This is a genomic window from Staphylococcus caeli, assembly GCF_900097965.1.
Lineage (GTDB): Bacteria > Bacillota > Bacilli > Staphylococcales > Staphylococcaceae > Staphylococcus > Staphylococcus caeli.
The window spans coordinates 99473-124858 of the sequence record NZ_FMPG01000001.1 but is presented as its reverse complement, the minus strand read 5'-3'; the positions used below and the strand labels follow the sequence as shown (position 1 = coordinate 124858).

Below are 25386 nucleotides of genomic sequence, written 5' to 3'. Positions count from 1 at the left end.
CAAATGTATTAGCCTAAAATTTTCATTTATTTCTGTGAAAGGCGAATTAATCTTCTTTTCTCAAATTAACAAAATCTCAAATTCACCTTTATAAAGATTAGGTGAAAATAAACCAAATTAATACACTATTCTAGATAAAAATTGATATAATACGATATATCGTGCTCTTTTATTTAAATTAATTTACGTTTTGGAACAATGATTGAATATTTTATTTAAGTGGTTTGAGGTTGATACTTTATTTCGAACTACTTGTAATATAGAATAATATAAAGAACATAAAATAGTCGGGTAATAGAGGTGTTTAGGTTGTCAAAGTTTTTTAAAAACAACAAATTGATTGTTATTTTATGTGCAATCATTGTGTTTATTGCCTTAATTGGTGTATCTCTGCGTCCGCAATCACAGTCACCTGTGGAACAATACGTTGGAGATTCAGTTGCATTCGGTCAGAAAGCGATAAGTTATCCTGTCCAATTTGTATCAGGGTCAGTAAATAATCTTTTTTCAAATGAAGATTCTAAGGAGTCATCAAAAGTTAAACAATTAGAAGCTGAAAATGAAAGACTTGAAGCTGAAAATAAAAAATATAAAAAGGAATTAGATATCAAAGATATTTCTAAATTTGAACCAATTTCTAGTACTGTGTTAGCTAGAAATCCAGATCAATGGATGAATACTTTAGTAATTAACCAAGGCTCAAAAGATGGTATTAAGAATAACATGGCTGTAATGACATCTGAAGGATTAGTTGGTCGTATTTCAAAAGTAAATCAATTTTCATCTCAAGTTGATTTAATATCAACAAATACACGTTCAAATCGATTATCAGTTAATATTCAACATGATGGAAAAAATGTCTTCGGTTTAATAGATCACTACGATGCCAAAAATGAAGAACTTGTGATCACAGATATTAATAATAAAGATAGTATTAAGAAAGGCGACAAAGTTGTCACAAGTGGTTTAGCAGATCAACTTCCAAGTAGTATATACATAGGTGAAGTTTCTAAAGTAGAAAATGACGAATATGGCTTATCTAAGGAAGTTAGAGTGAAAACGGCAGCAAACTTAGCTGATTTAAAACATGTGTATGTTGCTAAAAGAGACCCTAAAACTATCCCTGATAATGAAAGTGGGGCGAGTGAATGAGGGCACTTTATTATTTTTTGATTGGTGTGGTATTGTTCTATATTGATACCGCAATTGGGCTCGTTATTCCAATGCACATTGGTGATAAAACAATCATTTTTGTGCCACACCTAACATTTATGTATCTGTTGTTGATAAGTGTGTATCGTAACTTTGGTGTTGCCCTAATTTTAGCAATTGTATTAGGTATAGCCACTGACTTATATTTTGGTAGTTTTTATGGATTATACCTATTCGGTTATATATTATTTGTAGTTATAATGGACTTTTTCTTCAAAACATTTTACAGAGATCATACAATGTTGTTTATTATCGTATTACTAAGTACAGTGTTTTTAGAAATTTATGTGGCAATTATTTATGGAACACTTGGGCTCATAGAATTTAATTTTATTGACTTTGTACTATTCCGCGTAGTGCCTACATTTATTTTGAATTTGATTTTATTAACTATATTGTATCCAATTATCAGTAAATTTTTTAGAAAAATTCAATTCAAGATTGACAGTAAGAAAGCGTAATGCTAAAATGCAGTAGTTGAGTAGTTTTTAGCTACATACAACCGCACGGATTCAGGTTAAAGTACATGTATGTCACCTGAATTTGGCGTGACTTAAATTATAGGAGGTGCAAAGTATGTTTGCTATTATTGAAACAGGTGGAAAACAAGTTAAAGTTGAAGAAGGTCAAGAAATCTTTGTTGAGAAATTAGATGTTAACGAAGGTGACTCATTCACATTTGACAAAGTATTATTTGTAGGTGGAGACGCAGTTAAAGTTGGTGCGCCAACAGTTGAAGGTGCTTCAGTTACTGCTACTGTACAAAAACAAGGTCGCGGTAAAAAAATCACTGTATTCACATACAAACGTCGTAAAGACTCTAAACGTAAAAAAGGTCATCGTCAACCTTATACTAAATTAACTATCGACAAAATCAACGCATAATTATGATTAATGTTGATGTTACATTGAACGATGCCGGTCAAGTAACTGATGTTATCATGGATGGCCATGCTGAACATGGCGAATATGGACATGATATAGTTTGTGCAGGTGCATCCGCAGTTCTTTTCGGAAGTGTTAATGCTATAATGGGATTAACAAGTGAGAAGCCCGACATTGATTACAATGAAGACGGTGGACATTTCCACGTTAGAAGTGTAGACATTACAAATGAAAAAGCGCAATTAATTCTTCAAGCAATGTTAGTATCATTGCAAACAATTGAAGAAGAATATAAAGACAATATCCGACTAAATTATAAGTGAGGTGCAATCATAATGTTAAAATTAAACTTACAATTCTTCTCATCTAAAAAAGGACTTGGTTCTACAAAAAACGGACGTGACTCTGAATCAAAACGTTTAGGAGCTAAACGTGCCGATGGTCAATTCGTAACAGGTGGTTCTATTTTATTCCGTCAACGCGGTACTAAAATTTATCCTGGTGAAAATGTAGGTCGTGGTGGCGACGATACATTATTCGCTAAAATCGACGGCGTTGTAAAATTCGAACGCAAAGGTCGCGACAAAAAACAAGTTTCTGTATATGCAGCAGCTGAGTAATTTTTGTTAACGTTAACACCAGAAGTTATAACTTCTGGTGTTTATTTTTTGTCTTTATTTTCTAACTAACTAGATAATGCTATAATAAATAAGATATAAATATAAATTTTAAACTTTAAGAAAAAGAGGTGAAATCATGTTTGTCGATCAAGTTAAAATATCACTTAAAGCAGGTGATGGCGGAAATGGAATTACAGCATATCGCAGAGAGAAGTATGTCCCGTTCGGTGGACCAGCTGGTGGCGATGGCGGCGATGGTGCGTCCATCATATTTGAAGTTGATGAGGGCTTAAGAACTTTATTAGACTTTAGATATCAAACACATTTCAAAGCTAAAAGAGGTGATGGTGGTCAAAGCAGCAATATGCATGGAAAGAATGCTGAACATTTGATTTTGAAAGTACCACCAGGCACGATAATTAAAAGTGTAGAAACAGAAGAAGTATTAGCGGATTTAGTAGAAAATGGTCAACGTGCTATTGTAGCGAAAGGTGGCCGTGGCGGACGTGGTAACTCTCGTTTTGCTTCACCAAGAAATCCAGCGCCTGATTTTAGTGAAAATGGTGAACCAGGAGAAGAAATCGATGTCACACTTGAATTAAAGCTACTTGCTGATGTCGGTTTAGTTGGATTCCCAAGTGTAGGAAAGTCAACACTTCTATCTATTGTATCTAAAGCCAAGCCTAAAATAGGAGCTTATCATTTTACGACAATTAAACCTAATTTAGGTGTTGTATCTACAAAAGATCAAAGAAGTTTTGTTATGGCAGATTTACCTGGCCTTATTGAAGGAGCTTCAGAAGGTGTAGGTTTAGGACACCAATTTTTAAAACATGTTGAGCGTACAAAAGTTATTGTACATATGATTGATATGTCTGGTTCTGAAGGTAGAGACCCATTTGAGGATTATAAGGTTATCAATGAAGAATTAAGTGCTTATGAACACCGTTTAGAAGAACGACCACAAATTGTAGTTGCAAATAAGATGGATATGCCTAATGCTGAAGAGAATTTAAAAGCCTTTAAAGAAGCTTTAAATGATTCTTCTATTCAAGTTATTCCACTTTCTACATTTATGCATGATCATATTGATGAATTATTATATTCAATTGCAGATAAATTAGAAGAAGTAAAAGATGTAGACTTTAGTAAAGATGATGAAGAAGATTTAGGTGTGAATAGAGTTATCTATAAACACACACCGAGTCAAGATAAATTCACAATTACAAGAGATGATGACGCAGCTTACGTTGTTAGTGGTAAAGCCATTGAAAGAATGTTCAAGATGACTGATTTCAATAGTGATCCTGCAGTTCGCCGCTTTGCACGTCAAATGCGCTCAATGGGTATTGATGATGCGTTAAGAGCGCGTGGATGTGAAAATGGCGATATCGTAAGAATACTTGGTGGAGAATTTGAGTTTGTTGAATAGGGGTGCTTAAAGTGGACAAAAAAGATTATAAAAAGTTTTACTTAATTCGCGAAGATGTATTACCAGAATCAGTTGTGAAAACTTTAAAGATTAAAGAAGTCTTGAAAAATGATCCATCATTGTCCATATTTGAAGCAGTGAAGCAATTCGATTTATCGAGAAGTGCTTTTTATAAATATAGAGATACTATTTTTCCAATAGATGAGAAAATTGAATCTACAAGAGAATTTACATTGATTCTTTATGTAAATGATATTGTAGGTATGTTAGCTGAAGTGCTTAATACTTTATCTAAATTAAGTTTATCTGTGTTAACAATCCATCAAAGTGTTCCAATGGAAGGGCGAGCAACAATAACACTATCATTGGATGCAACGAGTACAGATTTAGAAATTGACGATGTTACAGAGGCATTAAGAGTCGTTGAACATGTATCTAAAGTAGAATTAATTAGTATGACGATATAAGGATGTGGAATTGTGTACGCATATATTAAAGGCACATTAACCGTATTAAACCCAACACACGTTGTAGTTGAAGCTTCTGGTGTTGGTTTTGAAATACAAACTCCAAATTCATATCGTTTTCAAAAATTTATGGATCAAGAAGTAGTTATACATACTTCACTTATTGTAAGAGAAGATGCGCAATTACTTTATGGTTTTATAAATCAAGAAGAAAAAGATATGTTTTTGAGTCTTATTAAAGTGACAGGTATTGGTCCGAAATCAGCTTTAGCGATCTTGGCAAGTAGTTCGCCAAACGAAGTGAAAATTGCGATTGAAAATGAAAACGATGCGTATCTAACAAAATTCCCAGGAATTGGTAAGAAAACAGCACGACAAATCGTATTGGACCTTAAAGGTAAGGTACAAATTAACGACGTGGATAGTAGTCAGTTGTTAAATATAGATGATAATACAAAGGATACCTTACCAATTATTAAAGAAGCGTTACTTGCATTAGAAGCATTAGGTTATTCGAAACGCGAATTAACAAAAGTAGAAAAAACGTTATCTAAATCAACGTTTGAGTCTGTAGATGAGGCAGTTAAAAAAGGCTTGCAACTATTAATATCTTAAACATGAATCATATTGTATGAAAGGGGGATAACACAATGAATGATAGAATGGTCGATCAAGCATTGCATGATGATGAATCTACATTTGAATTATCTTTGAGACCAACAAAATTGCGTCAATATATTGGACAATCAACGATAAAGTCGAATTTAGAAGTTTTTATAAAAGCTGCCAAAATAAGACAAGAACCTTTGGATCACGTCTTATTATTTGGTCCCCCTGGTTTAGGTAAAACGACATTATCTAATATTATCGCAAATGAAATGGATGTTAATATTCGTACTATTTCAGGTCCATCTATTGAACGTCCTGGTGATTTAGCTGCCATACTCTCAAGTCTACAACCTGGTGATGTATTATTCATTGATGAAATCCATAGATTGAGTAGTGTTGTAGAAGAAGTGTTGTATCCAGCTATGGAAGATTTCTTTTTAGATATTGTGATTGGTAAAGGTGAAGAAGCGAGAAGTATTCGTATAGATTTGCCGCCATTTACTTTAATTGGTGCAACTACGCGTGCAGGAAGTTTAACTGCGCCATTGAGAGATCGTTTTGGCGTACATTTGAGATTAGAATATTATAAAGAACCTGAATTAAAGGAAATTATCGTGCGTACTGCTGAGGTGTTAGGTACATCAATTGATGACGATAGTGCAATAGAATTAGCAAAACGTAGCCGTGGAACACCTAGGGTTGCCAATAGATTGTTAAAACGTGTCCGTGATTTCCAACAAGTGAATGATGATGAAATCATAAGTATTGCGACAACCAAGGCTTCATTACAATTATTACAGGTAGATGAAGAAGGACTGGATTACATAGATCATAAAATGATGAATTGTATTCTAGAACAATACAAAGGTGGTCCAGTAGGTTTGGATACAATCGCAGTTTCTATTGGAGAAGAACGTGTGACAATTGAAGATGTCTATGAACCTTTCTTAATTCAAAAAGGTTTTATCGAACGTACGCCTAGAGGAAGAAAGGCAACGCCATATGCATTTGAACATTTTAGCAAGAAGAATGAAAAGAGGGAATAAGTTTGGATATCGAAGCGTTTGATTACCATTTGCCGGAATCGTTAATTGCACAAACACCTTTGAAAAACAGAGACGAAAGTAAATTATTAATTTTAGGCAGACAATCTGGAGAAATTGAACATAAACATTTTAAAAATATTATTGATTACTTTGAAGCAGGAGATACTTTGGTATTAAATGATACTAGGGTAATGCCTGCTCGTCTATTTGGATTGAAAACAGAAACTGGTGCAAAGGTTGAAATGTTAATGCTTACTCATATTGAAGAAAATGATTGGGAAGTATTATTGAAACCAGCTAAAAGAATTAAGGTTGGTAATAAATTGACTTTTGGTGAAGGTAAAATTGTTGCAGAGTGTGTAAAAGAACTGGATCAAGGTGGACGTATTATGCGTCTACACTATGATGGTATTTTACAAGAACGATTAGATGAACTTGGTGAAATGCCTTTACCACCATACATCAAAGAACGATTAGATGATCCAGATCGCTATCAAACAGTTTATGCCAAAGCAACAGGTTCTGCTGCTGCACCGACAGCTGGCTTACATTTTACTGATGCATTGTTGGATGAAATAAAAGCTAAAGGTGTAAATATTGCATTTATTACATTACATGTGGGACTCGGGACATTTAGACCGGTAAGTGTGGACAATATCGATGATCATGAAATGCATAGTGAATATTATCAAATGAATGAAGCGACGGCTGAGCTATTGAATCAGACGAAAGCGAATGGACATCGTATTATTTCTGTGGGAACAACTTCAACAAGAACATTAGAAACAATTATGCAAACAAATGAACAATTTGTCGCTCAGAGTGGTTGGACAGATATCTTTATCTTCCCAGGCTTTACATTTAAAGCAATTGATGGGCTAATTACAAATTTCCATTTACCCAAGTCAACACTTGTCATGCTTGTTTCAGCATTTAGCTCTAGAGACTTTATTTTAAATGCTTACAATCAGGCAGTATCGTCAAAATATAGATTCTTTAGTTTTGGGGATGCAATGCTTATTATTTAGGGAAGAAAGGAGCATTAATATGCCAGCAGTAACTTATGAACATATTAAAACATGTAAACAATCTGGTGCAAGGTTAGGTATAGTACATACACCACACGGTTCATTTGAAACGCCAATGTTTATGCCTGTAGGTACAAAAGCAACGGTAAAGACAATGAGTCCAGAAGAATTACATCAAATGGAAGCTAAAATTATACTTGGTAACACATATCATTTGTGGTTACAACCTGGAAATGATATCATCAAAAAGAGTGGGGGATTACATCAGTTTATGAACTGGAATGGTCCTATACTGACAGATTCTGGTGGTTTCCAAGTATTTAGTTTGAGTAATTTAAGAAAAATTACCGAGGAAGGCGTAGAGTTTCGTCATCATACAAATGGTTCTAAATTATTTTTAAGCCCTGAGAAATCAATGCAAATACAAAATGATTTAGGTTCAGATATCATGATGGCATTCGATGAATGTCCGCCTATGCCTGCTGAATATAAATATGTGAAAGATTCTATCGAAAGAACGACAAGATGGGCTGAGCGTTGCTTAAAAGCACATGAGAGACCAGAAGATCAAGCCTTGTTTGGTATTATTCAAGGTGGAGAATATAAAGATCTTAGACAACAAAGCGCTGAAGAATTAGTTGCTTTAGATTTTCCTGGATATGCGATTGGTGGATTGTCTGTGGGTGAACCTAAGCCAATTATGTACGATATGGTACATCACACTGAACAATTTATGCCGAAAGATAAACCTCGATATTTAATGGGGGTTGGATCACCAGATGCATTAATTGAGTGTAGCATAAGAGGCATGGATATGTTTGACTGTGTACTACCGACACGTATTGCACGTAATGGTACATGTATGACTTCAAATGGTCGTTTAATTATTAAAAACGCAAAATATGCGGATGATTTAGGGCCACTTGATGAAAATTGTGATTGTTATACATGTAAAAATTATAGTAGGGCATACATAAGACATTTAATAAAAGCTGAAGAAACTTTTGGAATACGTCTTACTACTTATCATAATTTACATTTCTTGCTGAAATTAATGGAAAACATCCGTCAAGCAATTCGCGAAGATCGTCTTTTAGACTTTAAAGAAGAATTCTTCGAACAGTATGGGCTTAATGTTGATAACCCAAAAAACTTTTAAAAAGGGAGCAATAAAATAATGCAATTTACTTCATTGATATTACCAATTTTATTATTAGTATTAATGTGGTTCTTCTTAATCAGACCACAACAAAAAAAGGCTAAAGAGCATCGTGAAATGATTAGCCAAGTGACTTCTGGCCAACGTGTAACAACAATCGGCGGTATCAAAGGTACTGTACGTAGCGTTGACGAAACTACAGTTGTCTTAACTTTAAATGGTAGCGGTACTGAACTTACATTAGAAAAACCAGCTATTAAACAAGTTGATCCATCATAAATTAGAAAAATAACTCAAGACAACCATTGTCTTGAGTTATTTTTTTATAGAATTTATTATCATTTCCTTTATAAAAGAGGCAAATAAACGAAATTGTAAATTAATGTTATACTTTAAAAGTGCATGATAAAAAGTTACATAATTCCAGGTATTCTGTATAGCGCTTACATATAAAATTTAATGTAGAAATTAGTTGAGTTAGTTTTTACACTTGGTGTAATGTGTTAAGATATATAAGGTTGTTCAAAAAATATTAGTAGATTCCACTCGTAGAAAATTCAAAGCGAGTCAATTTAAAACATAAGCTAACAATGAGGTGTTCAAGTGAAAAAGAGTAGTAGAATTGTTGCGTTTATCTTACTTGTAGTTCTGTTGTTTGCAGGTATGGGACTAACATATAAGAACGTAGTCAAAGACGTCAATCTTGGTTTAGACTTACAAGGTGGATTTGAAGTTTTATATCAAGTTGATCCATTACAAAAAGGCGATAAAATAGATGATAAAGCTGTGAAAGCAACTGCTAAAACATTAGAAAATCGTGTCAACGTTTTAGGGGTTTCTGAACCGAAAATTCAAGTAGAAGATAAAAATAGAATTCGTGTACAATTAGCTGGCGTAAAAAACCAATCACAAGCACGAGACATCTTATCCTCTCAAGCAAACTTAACGATTCGTGATGCGGATGACAATGTTAAGTTAACAGGTAAAGATATTCAACAAGGTTCAGCTAAACAAGAATTCAAGCAGAATACTAATCAACCTGCAGTTACTTTTAAATTGAAAGACAGTGCTAAATTTAAAAAAGTGACTGAAGAAATTTCTAAGAAAAAAGAAAATGTAATGGTTGTTTGGCTAGATCACGAAAAAGGTGATACATATCATAAAGAAATGGATAAAAAAGATCCTAAATATGTATCGGCTGCTTCTGTAGACAAGCCAATTAATTCAGACAGTGTAGAAATTTCTGGTGGCTTTAATGGTGAAGAAGGCGTACAAAAAGCAAAACAAATTGCAGACTTATTAAATTCTGGTTCATTACCAGTTGATCTTAAAGAAATCTACTCAAATTCAGTCGGTGCACAATTTGGTCAAGATGCTTTAGATAAGACTGTATTCGCGGCGGCAATTGGTATTGCAGTTATTTACTTATTTATGTTAGGTTTCTATCGTTTACCAGGTTTGGTAGCTGTCATTGCACTTACAACATATATATATTTAACATTAGTAGCATTTAACTTTATTTCAGGTGTATTAACATTACCTGGTTTAGCTGCATTAGTGCTTGGTGTTGGTATGGCAGTAGATGCCAATATCATCATGTATGAACGGATTAAAGATGAAATGAAAATCGGACGAACACTTAAGCAAGCATATAAAAAAGCAAACAAGAGTTCATTCTTAACGATTGTCGATGCACAGCTTACGACTGTAATTGCAGCAGCAGTATTGTTCTTCTTTGGTGAAAGTTCAGTAAAAGGTTTTGCTACGATGTTATTGTTAGGTATCTTAATGATTTTCGTAACAGCAGTCTTCTTGTCTAGATGGTTATTATCATTGTTGGTTTCATCTAATTTCTTCAAAAAATCAAGCTGGTTGTTTGGGGTAAGTAAGAAAAATATCCATAGTATCAATGAAGAAAAAGAGATTCATGATTTGAAAACACCATACGAACGCATTGACTTTATGAAACTAGCGAAACCATTATTAGGTTTGAGTGTGCTTATTATTGTAGTAGGTGCCGTTATTCTGTTTATTTTCAAATTGAATTTAGGTATCGACTTTACAAGTGGTACACGTGTTGATTTTGAATCAGATAATAAAGTAACTGAAAATAAAGTGACACAAACGTTAGAAGATAAAGGATTTAAACCTGATCAAGTTTCACTTGGTGAAAATGGAAAAACTGCTACTGTCCAATTTAAACACGATTTATCGAAAGATGAAGTGTCTAAAATGCAAAATACAGTAGATCAGCAATTCGGTCATAAACCGACAGTCAATACAGTGTCACCAGTCATTGGACAAGAGTTAGCGAAAAATGCGATGTTAGCCCTGATATATGCGTCGATTGGTATTATCATCTATATCACATTTAGATTCGAATGGCGCATGGGACTTTCATCAGTTCTATCATTGCTTCATGATGCATTTATGATTGTTGCAGTCTTTAGTTTATTTAGATTAGAAGTAGATATTACATTTATTGCAGCAGTACTTACAATTATTGGTTATTCAATCAATGACACGATAGTAACGTTTGACAGAGTACGGGAAAACTTACACAAAGTTAAAGTGATTACTGATAAATCTCAAATTGATGACATCGTTAATAGATCTATACGTCAAACAATGACACGTTCTATTAATACTGTATTAACAGTTGTAATTGTTGTTATTGCATTATTAATCTTTGGTGCACCAAGTATTTTCAATTTCTCATTAGCGTTACTTATCGGATTAATTTCAGGTGTGTTCTCATCTGTATTTATTGCAGTACCGCTTTGGGGCATAATGAAAAAACGTCAACTTAAGAAATCAGATAATCATAAAATAATTGTTCATAAAGAGAAAAAATCAAATGACGAAAAGATTTTAGTATAATTATTTTAAATCGACAGCCTTCTACACTTTAAGTAGGAGGCTGTTTTTATTTAAATCCACATAATTTGAGTTGTTTTAGCAAAAAGGAAATAAAATTAACACTAATAAATGGAACTACTTTTTATTTTGAGATATCTTTTGTATAATGACTTGTGGAAATGAGGGAGAATAGTATGATTAAATCAAAGTATACATGGGACGTTAAAACACCAGAAAAAGAAATTACAGAGGCGGTTTCATCAGATTTAAAACTAACTCCTATTGTAAAAAAGATACTAGAAAGTAAAGGTATCACAGATAAAGAAGATATTAATGACTTGTTAAAAGGTGCTCAAGTTACACATGATCCAAATTTAATGAGTGATATGGATAAAGCAATTGAACGTATTAATTTAGCTATTGATCAAAATCAAAAAATATTAGTTTATGGAGACTATGATGCCGATGGTGTTACATCGACAACAATTTTAGTTGAAACGTTAAAATCACTTGGTGCTCACGTAGGATGGTATATTCCAAACCGTTTTTCTGAAGGATATGGACCAAATGAAATGGCTTTCAAAAATGCACATGAAGAAGGTATTTCATTAATTATAACGGTTGATAATGGCATACAAGGACATGAAGAAATTCAAATGGTGCAAGATTTAGGTGTAGATGTCATTGTAACAGACCACCATGAAATTGGACGCACGATGCCTAATGCATTTGCAATTGTACATCCGATGCATCCAGAATATGATTATCCTTTTAAATACCTATGTGGTGCAGGTGTGGCATATAAATTAGCTCAAAAATTATTGGATGAACCCCCAGCACATTTTTTAGCGCTCGTTGCTATAGGAACAGTGGCAGATTTAGTTTCATTGACAGATGAAAATAGAACCTTAGTTAAACAAGGATTAGATGTACTTAATCAACATTGCCCAGCTTCTATCAAAGCAATTTTAAAGCAGGCGGGTAATAATGATGTGATTACAGAAGAAACGATAGGTTTTATTATCGGTCCAAGACTTAATGCAGTAGGCAGGTTAGAAGATGCTGCATTGGCTGCAGAATTATTAATGACTGATACGGGAGAAGAGGCTGAATTTTTAGCTGAACAAGTGGAATTCTTTAACCAAGAGCGTAAAGATATTGTTGCCCAAATTACAGAAGAAGCTTTAGCAATGGCAGACAGTCAAGTGAAGAAAGGTGCGCAATTCTTATTGTTAGCACAACCAGAATGGCATGAAGGTGTCCTCGGCATAGTAGCATCAAAAATTGTTGAAACTTATAGTTTACCAACATTAATCTTAAATATAGATGAAGGTCAAGATCATGCTAAAGGCTCAGCGCGTAGTATTGAACAAGTTTCTATGTTTGAAATTTTAAATGCACATTCTGATTTGATTTCTAAATTTGGCGGACATCATATGGCTGCCGGTGTAACGATGCCGATTGAAAATATCGAACAATTACGTCAAGGGCTCAATGACTGGATGACGCAACTTGCATCAACTACATCACTAGAACCAGTTAAAAAGGTAGATGTTACAATCGCAGAAAGTGATATAACAATTAAAAATATTCAAGATGTCCAAAGATTACGACCTTTTGGGACAGATTTTTCTAGTCCATGCTTTAAATTAGAGGATGTAGTTGTCAATCAGGCGAAAGCTATTGGTCAAGACAAAAATCACTTAAAATTAGTAATGGGTGAGCAACAATTACAAGCATTATTTTGGCAAAATGGACATCTTGCAAATGAACTAGGGGCTCAACAACCGATTAATGTAATAGGTACATTACAAATAAATGAATGGAATGGTTTCCAATCACCTCAGTTTATGATTCAAGACATTGCAAGCAATAGTCTACAAATATTAGATTATAGGAGCAAGCGCAAAATTAATGAATTAGATCAGGATGCAAGTCAAGTAGCATATTTAATTCATGATCGTAGTGAAAAACTCGGTGATAATTATTTCTATTACGGCGATACGATAGAGCAGTCGTATGATAAATATGTATTTAGGGATTTACCACCGTCAATGGATGCAATAAAAACAACGTTAAGCACAATGAAACCGTCACAAATTTATTTAGTACTAAATCATGAACATTCAATTTATTTTGAAGGTATGCCTAAGATGGATACATTCAAACAATGTTTTAAAGCTTTAGCTAATAAAAAAGAAACAAATTTAGCAAAAGAAGGCATGCAGTTAAGTCAGTTTTTAAATATACAACCAAGTATGTTGAAATTTATTCTAAAAGTTTTCTTAGATTTAGAGTTTATAAAAGATGAAAATGGTATAATTAAAATGAATAGTGTTTCGACCAAAAGAGAAATTGAATCCAGTAAATATTATCAAGGTAGACTTGATAGGATAGAAGTTGAAAAAGTATTACTTTATGATGATTTTAATCATTTAAAACAATGGTTTAAAACTGAACTGGTAGATAAATAGGAGGAAGTTTGAATGGATTTAAAACAATATGTGTCTGAAGTTGAAGATTGGCCAAAGCCTGGAGTAAGCTTTAAAGATATTACGACTATTATGGATAATGGTGAAGCTTATGGCTATGCAACAGATCAAATCGTAGCATATGCAAAAAATAGAGATGTAGATGTAATTGTTGGGCCTGAAGCACGTGGCTTTATAATCGGATGTCCAGTAGCATATTCGATGGGAATTGGGTTTGCACCAGTGCGTAAAGAAGGTAAATTACCTCGTGAAGTGATACGTTATGAGTATGACTTAGAGTATGGTACAAATGTTTTAACAATGCATAATGATGCGATTAGACCAGGTCAACGTGTTTTGATTACAGACGATTTACTTGCGACTGGCGGCACTATTGAAGCGGCCATCAAACTTGTTGAAAAACTAGGTGGTATTGTTGTAGGAATTGCATTCATTATCGAATTAAAATATTTAAACGGAATTGAAAAGATTAAAGATTATGATGTTATGAGCTTAATCTCTTATGACGAATAACTCATAGATAATAGATAAAGTCAGATGACCAAACTTTGATAGGTTGGTCACCTGACTTTATTTTGTTTTAAATCCACAATCATTCTTATACTTAAATAAGTTCGTCCGTGAATAAAATTATTTAGATTTCGCTAATAGTATGAGCTACGCATTTATTTATTGATTAACATGTAGTATTATATAACTATTATACATAATTTGGCCTAATAACGTAAAAATTCGTTACATTATAAATATTAAATAGCTAACGAAAAATAATACTGGGTACTAAAAGTGATTAATATTTAGTATAGGGGTGTCTTAATTGAACAATGAATATCCATATAGTGCAGATGAAGTACTATCCAAGGCAAAATCATATTTAACAAAAGAAGAATATGATTTCGTTTTAAAGAGTTATCACATAGCATATGAAGCACATGAAGGCCAATTTCGAAAAAACGGATTACCTTACATTATGCATCCGATACAAGTAGCTGGCATTTTAACAGAGATGCATTTAGATGGGCCTACTATTGTAGCTGGATTTTTACATGATGTTATCGAAGATACACCATATACATTTGATGATGTTAAAGGTATGTTCAATGAAGAAATTGCTGTGATTGTTGAAGGTGTAACAAAGCTTAAAAAAGTGAAATATCGTTCTAAAGAAGAACAACAAGCTGAAAATCATCGAAAGCTATTTATTGCGATTGCTAAAGATGTGCGCGTAATTTTAGTGAAATTAGCAGACCGCTTACATAATATGAGAACATTAAAGGCGATGCCCCGTGAAAAGCAAATTAGGATTTCTAAAGAAACACTTGAAATCTATGCACCATTAGCGCATAGATTAGGGATTAATACAATTAAATGGGAACTAGAAGATACTGCACTTAGATATACAGATTCTGTACAATATTTCAGAATTGTTAATCTCATGAAGAAAAAACGAAGTGAACGTGAAGCATATATTTATAATGCGATTGAACAAATTCAAACGGATTTAGCAAAGATGAATATCGTTGGCGACATCAACGGACGTCCAAAACATATCTATAGTATCTATCGTAAAATGGTAAAACAGAAGAAACAATTTGATCAAATTTTTGATTTATTAGCAATTAGAATTATCGTAAATTCGATAAATGATTGTTATGCCGTGTTGGGATTAGTACATACATTATGGAAACCAATGCCTGGTCGTTTCAAGGATTATATCGCAATGCCTAAACAGAATATGTATCAATCATTGCATACGACAGTAGTAGGACCGAATGGTGATCCACTTGAAATTCAAATTAGAACCTTCGAAATGCACGAAATTGCAGAGCATGGTGTAGCTGCGCATTGGGCTTATAAAGAAGGGAAAAAAGTTACTGAAAAAACACAAAGTTTCAATCACAAATTGAACTGGATTAAAGAATTAGCAGAGACTGATAATACTACTTCTGATGCTGAAGAGTTTATGGAAACACTTAAATTCGATTTACAAAGTGATAAAGTGTATGCATTCACGCCAGAAAGTGATGTTATAGAGTTACCATATGGCGCGGTACCGATTGATTTTGCTTATGCTGTTCACAGTGAAGTTGGTAATAAAATGATTGGTTCAAAAGTGAATGGTAAAATAGAGCCTATCGATTATGTGTTGCAAACAGGTGATATTGTTGAAATTAGAACAAGTAAGCATTCTTATGGCCCAAGCAGAGATTGGTTGAAAATTGTTAAATCTTCGAGTGCTAAAAGTAAAATCCGTAGTTTCTTTAAAAAGCAAGATCGTTCTTCTAACATTGAAAAAGGGAAGTTCATGATTGAAGCAGAAATTAAAGAACAAGGGTTTAGAGTAGATACAGTACTTACTGATGAAAATATTGCCGTGGTTAATGATAAATATAATTTTGCCAATGAAGAAGATTTGTATGCTGCTGTAGGTTTTGGTGGTGTGACGGCACTACAAATTGTCAATAAGCTGACTGAAAAGCAACGCATATTGGATAAACAAAAAGCATTGAATGAAGCACAAGCCATAACGAAATCAGTACCTATCAAAGATGATATTACAACCGATAGTGGTGTTTATGTTGAAGGTATAGAAAATGTATTAATCCGTTTATCGAAATGTTGTAATCCAATACCTGGAGATGATATTGTGGGATATATTACGAAAGGCCACGGTATCAAAGTACATCGTACGGATTGTCCTAATATAAAAAATGAACACGAACGACTCATACATGTTGAATGGGTGCGTTCTAAAGATTCTACACAGCGTTACCAAGTTGACCTTGAAGTATCTGCCTATGACCGAAATGGTTTATTAAATGAAGTACTGCAAGCTGTTAATTCTACACAAAGCAATCTAGTTAAGGTTTCCGGGCGCTCTGATATAGATAAAAATGCAATTATCAATATTAGTGTTATGGTTAAAAATGTAAGTGAAGTGTACCAAGTTGTAGAAAAAATTAAACAACTCGGTGATGTGTATACAGTCACGAGAGTTTGGAATTAGAGGTGCAACCAAATGAGAATAGTAGTCCAAAGAGTTAAACATGCTTCCGTCACAAATGACGCAATAGCACATGAAATAAATAAAGGCTACTGTTTGCTCGTTGGTGTAGGTAAGACATCAACCGAAGCAGATGTAGCAGCATTAGCAAAAAAAATTGTTAATGCACGGTTATTTGAGGATGATGCCGGTAAACTTAACTTGAATATACAACAGATTGAGGGGCAAATCTTATCCATTTCTCAATTTACATTATATGCAGATGTTAGGAAGGGGAATCGTCCAGGGTTCACGCAATCTATGCCGCCCGACACTGCAAATGAACTCTATGAATTATTTAATGAAACATTGCGTTCTTATGGTGTATCTGTACAAACAGGTGAATTTGGTACAGATATGTTAGTGGATATTGCCAATGATGGACCCGTCACTATTATCTACGAAAGTCAGGATGGCAAAATCGTATGAATAAATTCATTGCTCGGTTAGAAAAACATAAAATGAAAAATTTCCCTATGCTCATCATTGCAATTGCCTTTGTCATTTTCATCATTATGATTATTGGTTTTCTTAACCAAAATGATGAAGACAGCAGTACAATTTACGTGACTGAAGACGCTGAATTAAGAACAGGTCCAAGTGCCGCTTATCCAGAAATAAAGTCTATTGATAAAGGTCAACATTTTCATAAAATTGGTAAAACAGGCAAATGGATAGAAGTTGTTTCAAATAATAAGAAAGAAAAGGGCTGGGTTGCAGGCTGGCATACAAATTTGGATATTCAAGCTGATACGAACCCCAATGAAAAGCCATTAAAAGATAAAACAATTGTACTTGATCCTGGTCACGGCGGCAGTGACCAGGGCGCATCAAGTAATACGTCAAAGAAGAGTACGGAAAAAGTATACACATTGAAAACTGCGAAAGAGCTAAAGTCACTACTTGAAAAAGAAGGTGCTAAAGTGAAAATGACACGTGAAGTAGATGAATATGTGACACTCGATGATCGCAATATCAAAGGTGATGCTTATATTAGTATACATAATGATTCCCTTAAATCGTCTAAAGCCAATGGTAGCACCGTATATTGGTTTAAAGATAATCAAAAAGCACTTGCTGAGACCTTAAGTGCAAGTTTGCAAAAGAAAGCATTATTGACGAATAAAGGTGCAAGACAAGAAAATTTCCAAGTATTGAGACAGACGAATGTACCGGCAGTATTACTTGAATTAGGTTATATTAGTAATCCAACCGATGAAGATATGATTACTGACCAATTGCATCGTCAAATTTTAGAAAAAGCAGTTGTAGACGGCTTACGTGCATATTTTTCACAATAAAAAGGTTGCATATTAAACATAAAGTCGTTATTATTGAGTATGAATTCTATATTAAAACCGATATGATTCTTGATTTTTCTAATCGAAATGGTAGCATTTAAAAATGTGTAGAGACATAATTCATGGCTGAAAAATTATGCAGAGTAATTTAGAAATATTTAACACAAGAACAGGTGCTCTTTGATGAGTCGCGTAACGAGCGTTAATCGTATGAAGTGGGTTATAGTTAATTGTCTATAGCCAATTAGGGTGGCAACACGGAAATTCGTCCCTTGTATGACTATTTAGTCATGCAAGGGTTTTTTATTTGTATAAAAGGAGAGATTCTATGATAAATATTCCTAGAGGAACGCAAGATATATTACCGAGTGAAACGAAAAGATGGCGTTTTATTGAAAATAGATTAGATGAATTAATGGAAGTTTATAATTATCAAGAAATTCGTACACCAATTTTTGAAAGTACTGATTTATTTGCACGTGGTGTTGGAGATTCTACAGATGTAGTGCAAAAAGAAATGTATACATTTAAAGATAAAGGCGATCGTAGTATAACTTTACGACCAGAAGGAACAGCTGCAGTTGTACGTTCTTATATTGAACACAAAATGCAAGGTATACCAAATCAACCTGTTAAACTTTATTATAATGGCCCAATGTTCAGATATGAGCGTAAACAAAAGGGGCGTTATCGTCAATTTACACAGTTTGGTGTTGAAGCGATTGGTGCTGAAAATCCAGGCATTGATGCAGAAGTATTGGCAATGGCTATGCATATTTATCAATCATTTGGTTTAAAACATTTGAAACTTGTCATCAACAGTATTGGCGATGCAGATTCTCGTCATGAATATAATGAAGCCTTAGTTCGTCATTTTGAACCAGTTATAGGTGAATTTTGTAGTGATTGTCAAGCACGCTTACACACGAATCCAATGCGTATTTTGGATTGTAAAATTGATAAAGATAAAGAAGCGATAAAAACAGCACCAAGAATTACTGATTTTTTAAATGATGAATCAAAACAATATTATGCAGAAGTGAAACAACACTTAGACGATTTAGGTGTACCTTATGTTGAGGATCCTAATTTGGTACGTGGATTAGATTATTATACACATACAGCATTCGAACTTATGATTGATAATCCTAATTACGATGGCGCGATTACAACACTATGTGGTGGCGGTCGATACAATGGACTTTTAGAATTATTAGATGGTCCAAACCAAACAGGTATTGGTTTCGCCTTAAGTATTGAAAGATTATTGTTAGCTTTAGATGAAGAAAAAATAGAACTTGATGTAGATCATGACTTTGATTTATTTATCGTAACGATGGGTGAAGATGCAGACCGATATGCGGTTAAATTATTAAATGATTTAAGACGTCATGGCGTTAAAGCTGACAAAGATTACTTGCAACGCAAAGTTAAAGGTCAGATGAAACAAGCTGATAGATTGAATGCAAAATATACAATCGTTATTGGTGATCAAGAATTAGAAAACAACCAAATCAATATTAAAAATATGCAATCAGGTGAAAGCGAAGCAATTGAGTTAGATCAATTAGTTAATTATTTTAAAAAATAAGGAGTAGATATCATATGAGCAAGCGTACAACATACTGTGGTTTAGTGACAGAAGCGTTATTAGACCAAGAAGTGACATTAAAAGGTTGGGTACACAACCGTAGAGATTTAGGCGGATTGATATTTGTAGATTTACGTGACCGTGAAGGTTATGTCCAAACTGTATTTAACCCAGATTTTTCTGAAGAAGCATTAAAAGTTGCTGAAACGGTAAGATCAGAATATGTGGTTGAAGTTAAAGGATTAGTTAAAAAGCGTGATCCGCAAACAGTTAATCCGAAAATTGCAACAGGGCAAGTAGAAGTACAAGTTTCAGATATAACAATTATCAATAAATCAGAGACACCTCCGTTTGCAATTAATGAAGAAAACCAAAATGTAGATGAAAATATACGTTTGAAATATAGATATCTTGATTTGAGACGTCAAGAATTAGCGCAAACATTTAAAATGAGACATCAAACAACACGTGCGATTAGGCAGTATTTAGATAAAGAAGGATTCTTTGATATTGAAACGCCTGTCTTGACGAAATCTACACCTGAAGGCGCTCGTGACTATCTTGTGCCATCTCGTGTACATGATGGTGAGTTTTATGCTTTACCGCAATCACCTCAAATATTCAAACAATTATTAATGATTAGTGGATTTGATAAATACTACCAAATCGTTAAGTGTTTCCGTGATGAAGATTTACGTGCCGATCGTCAGCCAGAATTTACACAGGTTGATATTGAAATGAGTTTCGTAGATCAAGAAGATGTTATGGATATGGGTGAAGAAATGCTTCAAAATGTTGTGAAAGAAGTGAAAGACGTAGAAGTTCCACGTCCATTCCCAAGAATGACATACGCAGAAGCAATGGAGCGTTATGGCTCTGACAAACCAGATACACGTTTTGATATGGAATTGATTAATGTTTCTGAGCTTGGAGAAATTATGGACTTTAAAGTGTTTAAAGATACTGTTAATCAAAATGGACAAGTAAAAGCAATTGTAGCAAAAGGCGCAGCAGATCAGTATACACGAAAAGATATTGATGCGCTAACTGAATTTGTTAATATTTATGGTGCAAAAGGCTTAGCTTGGGTTAAAGTTGTAGATGAAGGTCTTAACGGTCCTATAGCTAGATTCTTTGAAACGGATCACATTGAAAAATTAAAATCATTAACAGCAGCAGAAGCAGGCGACCTTGTATTATTTGTGGCAGATAAACCAGAAGTTGTCGCACAAAGTCTAGGCGCATTAAGACTTAAACTTGCTAAAGAGTTAAAACTTATTGATGAATCAAAACTAAACTTCTTATGGGTAACGGATTGGCCATTACTTGAATATGATGAGGATTTAAAACGTTATACTGCGGCTCATCATCCATTTACTGCACCAAAACAAGAAGATATTGAAAAGTTAGATCATGAACCTGAAAATGCACAAGCTAATGCTTATGATGTTGTATTAAATGGTTATGAACTAGGTGGTGGTTCTATCAGAATTCATAATGCTGACTTACAGTCTAAAATGTTTGAAGTACTAGGATTTACCGAAGAACAAGCACAAGAACAATTTGGATTCCTATTAGACGCATTCAAATACGGTGCACCACCACACGGCGGTATTGCACTTGGTTTAGACCGTTTAGTAATGTTATTAACTGGTCGAACAAACTTACGTGATACGATTGCATTCCCTAAAACGGCATCGGCTACATGTCTACTTACAGATGCGCCTAGTGAAGTGTCTGATAACCAATTAGAAGAATTGTCATTACGTATACGTCATTAGAATGAACGTAAAGCTTTTATTCTTGCTAAATCTATTATATGTGGTATGATAATTCCATAAGATAGTCATCTGTGGTGTTCGTAAGTTTGCTTCATATTTGGGCCTAACACTCTTTGATCCGGGAGCCCAATGGGTTTTCTTGCAGCGCACACGCCTCAATAGGAGGACTTGCAAAACAAGAAACAGGGCACCCACCTGTTATAAGCAGGCCGAATGATCAAGCATTTTATAACTACGGCACGCACGGACTCTATCGGTACGCAAGACTTCGGTCTTGCGTATTTTTTTGATATAAAATAACTTTTCAATACAATAAAGTTATAGCACATCTGATTGATAAACTTACAAATTCAAATAATGAAATTTAAAAATTTACATATACAATAAAGGAGTCTGACATGAAGCATCAATTTTCAAGAAATGAGCTGGCTTATGGACAAGAAGGGTTAGCATTATTAAAAAAACAAACAGTTGTTGTACTTGGTGTAGGTGGCGTTGGTTCATTCGCAGCTGAAGCACTTGCACGTACCAATATTGGACATATCATATTGATTGATAAAGACGATGTCGACATTACTAACGTAAATCGTCAAATCCACGCTTTAACTACTACAATAGGCCAGAGTAAAGTAACGTTAATGGAAGAACGAATTAAACAAATCAATCCTGAATGCAAAGTTACTTCATTACACATGTTTTATACTGAGGAAACGTATGAAGCACTCTTTGATAATTATGATATTGATTATTTTATAGATGCTAGTGATACCTTAATGTACAAAGTGCATTTGATGAAAGAATGCTTAGAGAGAGGTATTGCGGTTATTTCAAGTATGGGTGCAGCTAATAAGACAGACCCAACTAGATTTCAAATTGCTGATATTTCTAAGACCTACATGGACCCTATGGCAAAAATGATCCGTAGAAAATTAAAAAAATTAGGTATATATAAAGGGATTCCAGTAGTATTTTCAGATGAGAGTCCAATTATGATTCGTGAAGATGTTATTGAAACAGTAGGAGATGCTAATGCGCCAACGAGAAAAGGTCAGATGCCACCGTCATCCAATGCATTTGTACCGAGTGTTGTAGGATTAATTTGTGCGAGCTATGTCATTAACGATATTCTGAAAGATATTCCAGTGAAACGTATAAAAGATAAAAATCAATAAGCGCTTTTTAGAAAATAGAATTGAAAGACACGATGAAGCGATAACTAAATAGCCTAGCTAATTACAAACTGTAATCAGTTGATAAATTTTTTAAATAAACGCAGTATAAAAAATAGACAAATCCTGTGCAATTATGTGCATAAGGTTTGTCTAAATTCGAGACTAGAGTCATATAGCATATGGATCTAGTCTTTTTTATATTGTTTTAAAATTTGTATATGTTGCTTATATTTTGTGTTGTGATTGTGTAACTTGATCATAAACAGTCTTAAATTGTTGTTCTGCCTTTGAGGTCGTTTTTGGTTCATAGTAAATTTTGCGTTTGAGTTTATCAGGCAAGTATTGTTGCGGCACAAAACCACTATCATAGCTGTGAGGATATTGATAACCAATTGCTCTACCAAGTTCTTTCGCACCTGCATAATGTCCATCTTTTAAATGATCAGGTATTTGACCAACATGCCCCTTGCGAATATCTGAGAGTGCTGCATCAATCGCTGAGATTCCAGAATTTGATTTTGGAGATAAGCAAAGTTCAATTACAGCTTGGCTCAATGGTATACGTGCTTCAGGGAAACCTAAACGTTCTGCAGATTCTATTGCAGCTAAAGTTCTTTGACCTGCACTTGGTGAGGCTAGGCCAATATCTTCAAAACTAATAACTAATAATCTTCTCGCGATTGTTGGTAAATCACCAGCTTCTATTAGACGGGCCAAATAGTGTAGTGCAGCATTGACATCGCTGCCTCTAATTGATTTTTGAAATGCACTCATAACATCGTAATGCATATCACCATCTTTATCACTCACAAATGCACCTTTTTGCAGGCAGTCCTTAGCATCTTGCAATGTTATATGTCTTTCTTCATTTACAGTTTCAGCACTTAAAACTGCTAATTCAAGTGCATTTAAGGCACTTCTCACATCTCCTTGACTTTGTGTAGCAAAGTAAGTCAATGCTTCTTCATCAACAATTGGGTTATAACTTCCTAAGCCACGTTCCGTATCTTTTAAAGCACGGTCTAATGAAATCCTAATATCATTTTCATCGAGAGGGTACAACTCGAATATTTGAGCTCTGGAACGAATCGCTGGATTTATAGCATGATATGGGTTAGAAGTTGTCGCACCGATGAGTACAATTTTTCCACTTTCCAAGTGTGGTAGTAGAAAATCTTGCTTTGCTTTATCTAAGCGATGAATTTCATCTAACAATAAAATAACTTGCCCAGACATCTTTGCTTCTTCAACGATAAGTTGCATGTCTTTTTTTGTATTTGTTACAGCGTTGAGCTGTCTGAATTTAAATTGTGTACTTCCAGAAATGGCTTTGGCAATACTTGTTTTACCTATACCTGGTGGACCATAAAAAATCATAGAAGATAGCCGTTTTGTATCAACCATTCTTCTGATGATGCCTTTAGGGCCAACTAAATGTGTTTGTGAAATAATTTCATCTATATTATTTGGTCTCATTCTCGACGCAAGTGGTTCGTTTGTCACAATCTTTCACACCTTTCTAATACTATATTAACTTAAAAAATGATAGAATGTTAATATATAGTATTCGAATTAAGTGAGGTAATATAATGAAAATTTCAACAAAAGGAAGATATGGATTAACACTAATGATATCTCTTGCTAAAAAAGAAGGCCAAGGATGTGTGTCATTAAAATCTATTGCAGAAGAAAATAACTTGAGCGACCTCTATTTAGAACAACTTGTAGGTCCATTGAGAAATGCCGGATTAATTCGAAGTGTTCGTGGTGCAAAAGGTGGTTACCAACTAAGAATACCAGCAGATGAAATTACTGCGGGTGACATTATTCGTCTCTTAGAAGGTCCTATTACATTTGTAGAAAGCATTGAATCGGAGCCACCTGCACAAAAACAACTTTGGATAAGAATGAGAGATGCAGTGAGAGATGTACTAGATAATACATCATTAAAATATTTAGCAGATTATCAGGATACAAATAATTTAGATGGATATATGTTTTATATTTAAGGTGTAATCATCTTGTTTAACTTTATTCCATTTTAAGTGAAAAATTTTAATTAAATTAAAATAATATGTTTAATTCGGTGTTGTAGTGGTATTTGTTATATATACATCGTAAGGAGGTTTTTATAATGGCAGATGAAAATAAATTTGAACAAGCAAAAGGTAACGTTAAAGAAACAGTAGGTAATGTTACTGATAATAAAGAATTAGAAAATGAAGGTAAAGAAGATAAAACTTCTGGTAAAGCTAAAGAATTTGTAGAAAATGCAAAAGATAAAGCAAATGAAGTTATCGACAAATTTAAAAAATAAATTTAAATTAATTAAAACTAGAATGAGGAGTGATTCAAATGGCTGAAAATTTCTTTGATAAAGCAAAAGAAGCTGCTAAAAATGTATCTGATAAATTAAAAGATACTGATAACGAAAAAGCAAAACAAGCGTCTGAACAAATTGATAAATTCACTGGTGGCAGTGATAACGATAAAAAAGAAGAAAATAAAGACGAAAGATAATTTTTTATTCCCAAAGATTGTATAAACTCAGCGAACAAAGTGGTTCGTTGAGTTTTTTGTTTGAAAAAGAATCTGAGACATAGATAGATGTCCCAGATTCTTTCCAATTAGGCAGTAGATGACTGAATTGAAAATATAAAGTCTCACTGCTTTAATTTATTAAGTTAGT

The 25386-nt window shown here is 33.9% G+C and carries 25 protein-coding genes, 1 other RNA gene and 1 other annotated feature; of the genes, 25 read left to right on the top strand and 1 reads right to left on the bottom strand.

Annotation, left to right across the window (positions count from 1 at the left end; translation table 11 throughout):
- Window positions 1–309 precede the first annotated feature (309 nt).
- The 22 genes from mreC to BJS11_RS00550 all read left to right on the top strand — a co-directional run bounded on the left by mreC (window position 310) and on the right by BJS11_RS00550 (window position 22697).
- Window positions 310–1152 carry a rod shape-determining protein MreC gene (mreC, locus tag BJS11_RS00655; protein ID WP_069996293.1) on the top strand — a complete coding sequence of 281 codons (843 nt, stop codon included), beginning with the start codon at window positions 310–312 and terminating at the stop codon, window positions 1150–1152.
- Window positions 1149–1673: a rod shape-determining protein MreD gene (gene mreD / locus BJS11_RS00650; RefSeq protein WP_069996292.1), complete on the top strand. Its 525-nt coding sequence runs from the start codon at window positions 1149–1151 to the stop codon at window positions 1671–1673. Before mreC ends, mreD begins: the two co-directional genes overlap by 4 nt.
- A gap of 29 nt (window positions 1674–1702) precedes the next feature.
- Window positions 1703–1776, top strand: a sequence feature (ribosomal protein L21 leader region).
- 12 nt (window positions 1777–1788) lie between these two features.
- A complete protein-coding gene (gene rplU, locus BJS11_RS00645) occupies window positions 1789–2097 on the top strand; it encodes a 50S ribosomal protein L21 (RefSeq protein ID WP_011302944.1) in 309 nt (102 codons plus the stop codon).
- Between the two features lie 2 nt (window positions 2098–2099).
- On the top strand, window positions 2100–2420 hold the full coding sequence (locus tag BJS11_RS00640) for a ribosomal-processing cysteine protease Prp (protein WP_069996291.1): 321 nt from the start codon (window positions 2100–2102) through the stop codon (window positions 2418–2420).
- Between the two features lie 12 nt (window positions 2421–2432).
- Window positions 2433–2717, top strand: coding sequence for a 50S ribosomal protein L27 (gene rpmA, locus BJS11_RS00635; RefSeq protein ID WP_069996290.1), 285 nt, complete (start codon window positions 2433–2435; stop codon window positions 2715–2717).
- A 136-nt stretch (window positions 2718–2853) separates the two neighbouring features.
- Window positions 2854–4149 carry a GTPase ObgE gene (gene obgE / locus BJS11_RS00630; protein ID WP_069996289.1) on the top strand — a complete coding sequence of 432 codons (1296 nt, stop codon included), beginning with the start codon at window positions 2854–2856 and terminating at the stop codon, window positions 4147–4149.
- An 11-nt stretch (window positions 4150–4160) separates the two neighbouring features.
- A complete protein-coding gene (locus tag BJS11_RS00625; RefSeq protein ID WP_069996288.1) occupies window positions 4161–4616 on the top strand; it encodes an ACT domain-containing protein in 456 nt (151 codons plus the stop codon).
- A 12-nt stretch (window positions 4617–4628) separates the two neighbouring features.
- Window positions 4629–5231, top strand: coding sequence for a Holliday junction branch migration protein RuvA (gene ruvA / locus BJS11_RS00620; protein WP_069996287.1), 603 nt, complete (start codon window positions 4629–4631; stop codon window positions 5229–5231).
- Window positions 5232–5266: 35 nt separating this feature from the next.
- Entirely contained in the window at window positions 5267–6271 is a 1005-nt protein-coding gene (ruvB, locus tag BJS11_RS00615) for a Holliday junction branch migration DNA helicase RuvB (protein WP_069996286.1), read from the top strand.
- 2 nt (window positions 6272–6273) lie between these two features.
- On the top strand, window positions 6274–7299 hold the full coding sequence (gene queA, locus BJS11_RS00610) for a tRNA preQ1(34) S-adenosylmethionine ribosyltransferase-isomerase QueA (protein ID WP_069996285.1): 1026 nt from the start codon (window positions 6274–6276) through the stop codon (window positions 7297–7299).
- Window positions 7300–7318: 19 nt separating this feature from the next.
- Window positions 7319–8458 (top strand): tRNA guanosine(34) transglycosylase Tgt, encoded by a 1140-nt coding sequence (gene tgt, locus BJS11_RS00605; protein ID WP_069996284.1) that lies wholly within the window; start codon window positions 7319–7321, stop codon window positions 8456–8458.
- A gap of 18 nt (window positions 8459–8476) precedes the next feature.
- Window positions 8477–8737: a preprotein translocase subunit YajC gene (yajC, locus tag BJS11_RS00600; RefSeq protein ID WP_069996283.1), complete on the top strand. Its 261-nt coding sequence runs from the start codon at window positions 8477–8479 to the stop codon at window positions 8735–8737.
- 324 nt (window positions 8738–9061) lie between these two features.
- Window positions 9062–11338 (top strand): protein translocase subunit SecDF, encoded by a 2277-nt coding sequence (gene secDF, locus BJS11_RS00595; protein WP_069996282.1) that lies wholly within the window; start codon window positions 9062–9064, stop codon window positions 11336–11338.
- Between the two features lie 173 nt (window positions 11339–11511).
- Window positions 11512–13791, top strand: a complete 2280-nt coding sequence (recJ, locus tag BJS11_RS00590; RefSeq protein WP_069996281.1) for a single-stranded-DNA-specific exonuclease RecJ — start codon at window positions 11512–11514, stop codon at window positions 13789–13791.
- 12 nt (window positions 13792–13803) lie between these two features.
- Window positions 13804–14322 (top strand): adenine phosphoribosyltransferase, encoded by a 519-nt coding sequence (locus tag BJS11_RS00585; protein ID WP_069996280.1) that lies wholly within the window; start codon window positions 13804–13806, stop codon window positions 14320–14322.
- Between the two features lie 304 nt (window positions 14323–14626).
- A complete protein-coding gene (locus BJS11_RS00580; RefSeq protein WP_069996279.1) occupies window positions 14627–16816 on the top strand; it encodes a RelA/SpoT family protein in 2190 nt (729 codons plus the stop codon).
- Window positions 16817–16828: 12 nt separating this feature from the next.
- Window positions 16829–17281: a D-aminoacyl-tRNA deacylase gene (gene dtd, locus BJS11_RS00575; RefSeq protein ID WP_069996278.1), complete on the top strand. Its 453-nt coding sequence runs from the start codon at window positions 16829–16831 to the stop codon at window positions 17279–17281.
- Window positions 17278–18153 (top strand): N-acetylmuramoyl-L-alanine amidase family protein, encoded by an 876-nt coding sequence (locus BJS11_RS00570; RefSeq protein WP_069996277.1) that lies wholly within the window; start codon window positions 17278–17280, stop codon window positions 18151–18153. The genes dtd and BJS11_RS00570 overlap by 4 nt, the downstream gene beginning before the upstream one ends.
- Window positions 18154–18481: 328 nt before the next feature.
- Window positions 18482–19744, top strand: a complete 1263-nt coding sequence (hisS, locus tag BJS11_RS00565; protein WP_069996276.1) for a histidine--tRNA ligase — start codon at window positions 18482–18484, stop codon at window positions 19742–19744.
- 14 nt (window positions 19745–19758) lie between these two features.
- Window positions 19759–21525 carry an aspartate--tRNA ligase gene (aspS, locus tag BJS11_RS00560; RefSeq protein ID WP_069996275.1) on the top strand — a complete coding sequence of 589 codons (1767 nt, stop codon included), beginning with the start codon at window positions 19759–19761 and terminating at the stop codon, window positions 21523–21525.
- Between the two features lie 63 nt (window positions 21526–21588).
- Window positions 21589–21779: non-coding RNA, 6S RNA (gene ssrS / locus BJS11_RS00555), on the top strand.
- A 144-nt stretch (window positions 21780–21923) separates the two neighbouring features.
- Window positions 21924–22697 carry a tRNA threonylcarbamoyladenosine dehydratase gene (locus BJS11_RS00550; RefSeq protein WP_069996274.1) on the top strand — a complete coding sequence of 258 codons (774 nt, stop codon included), beginning with the start codon at window positions 21924–21926 and terminating at the stop codon, window positions 22695–22697.
- Between the two features lie 225 nt (window positions 22698–22922).
- Here the strand turns inward: BJS11_RS00550 and BJS11_RS00545 are convergent, their stop codons facing one another.
- Window positions 22923–24200: a replication-associated recombination protein A gene (locus tag BJS11_RS00545; RefSeq protein ID WP_069996273.1), complete on the bottom strand. Its 1278-nt coding sequence runs from the start codon at window positions 24198–24200 to the stop codon at window positions 22923–22925.
- 86 nt (window positions 24201–24286) lie between these two features.
- Here BJS11_RS00545 and cymR point away from each other — a divergent pair, with 86 nt between their 5' ends.
- The 3 genes from cymR to BJS11_RS13755 all read left to right on the top strand — a co-directional run bounded on the left by cymR (window position 24287) and on the right by BJS11_RS13755 (window position 25217).
- A complete protein-coding gene (gene cymR, locus BJS11_RS00540; RefSeq protein ID WP_069996272.1) occupies window positions 24287–24706 on the top strand; it encodes a cysteine metabolism transcriptional regulator CymR in 420 nt (139 codons plus the stop codon).
- Window positions 24707–24831: 125 nt separating this feature from the next.
- Window positions 24832–25014, top strand: coding sequence for a CsbD family protein (locus tag BJS11_RS00535; RefSeq protein WP_002483111.1), 183 nt, complete (start codon window positions 24832–24834; stop codon window positions 25012–25014).
- A 38-nt stretch (window positions 25015–25052) separates the two neighbouring features.
- The gene (locus BJS11_RS13755) at window positions 25053–25217 is read left to right on the top strand and encodes a hypothetical protein (RefSeq protein ID WP_167351800.1); all 165 of its coding nucleotides are present in this window, start codon (window positions 25053–25055) and stop codon (window positions 25215–25217) included.
- The last annotated feature ends 169 nt before the right edge of the window (window positions 25218–25386 follow it).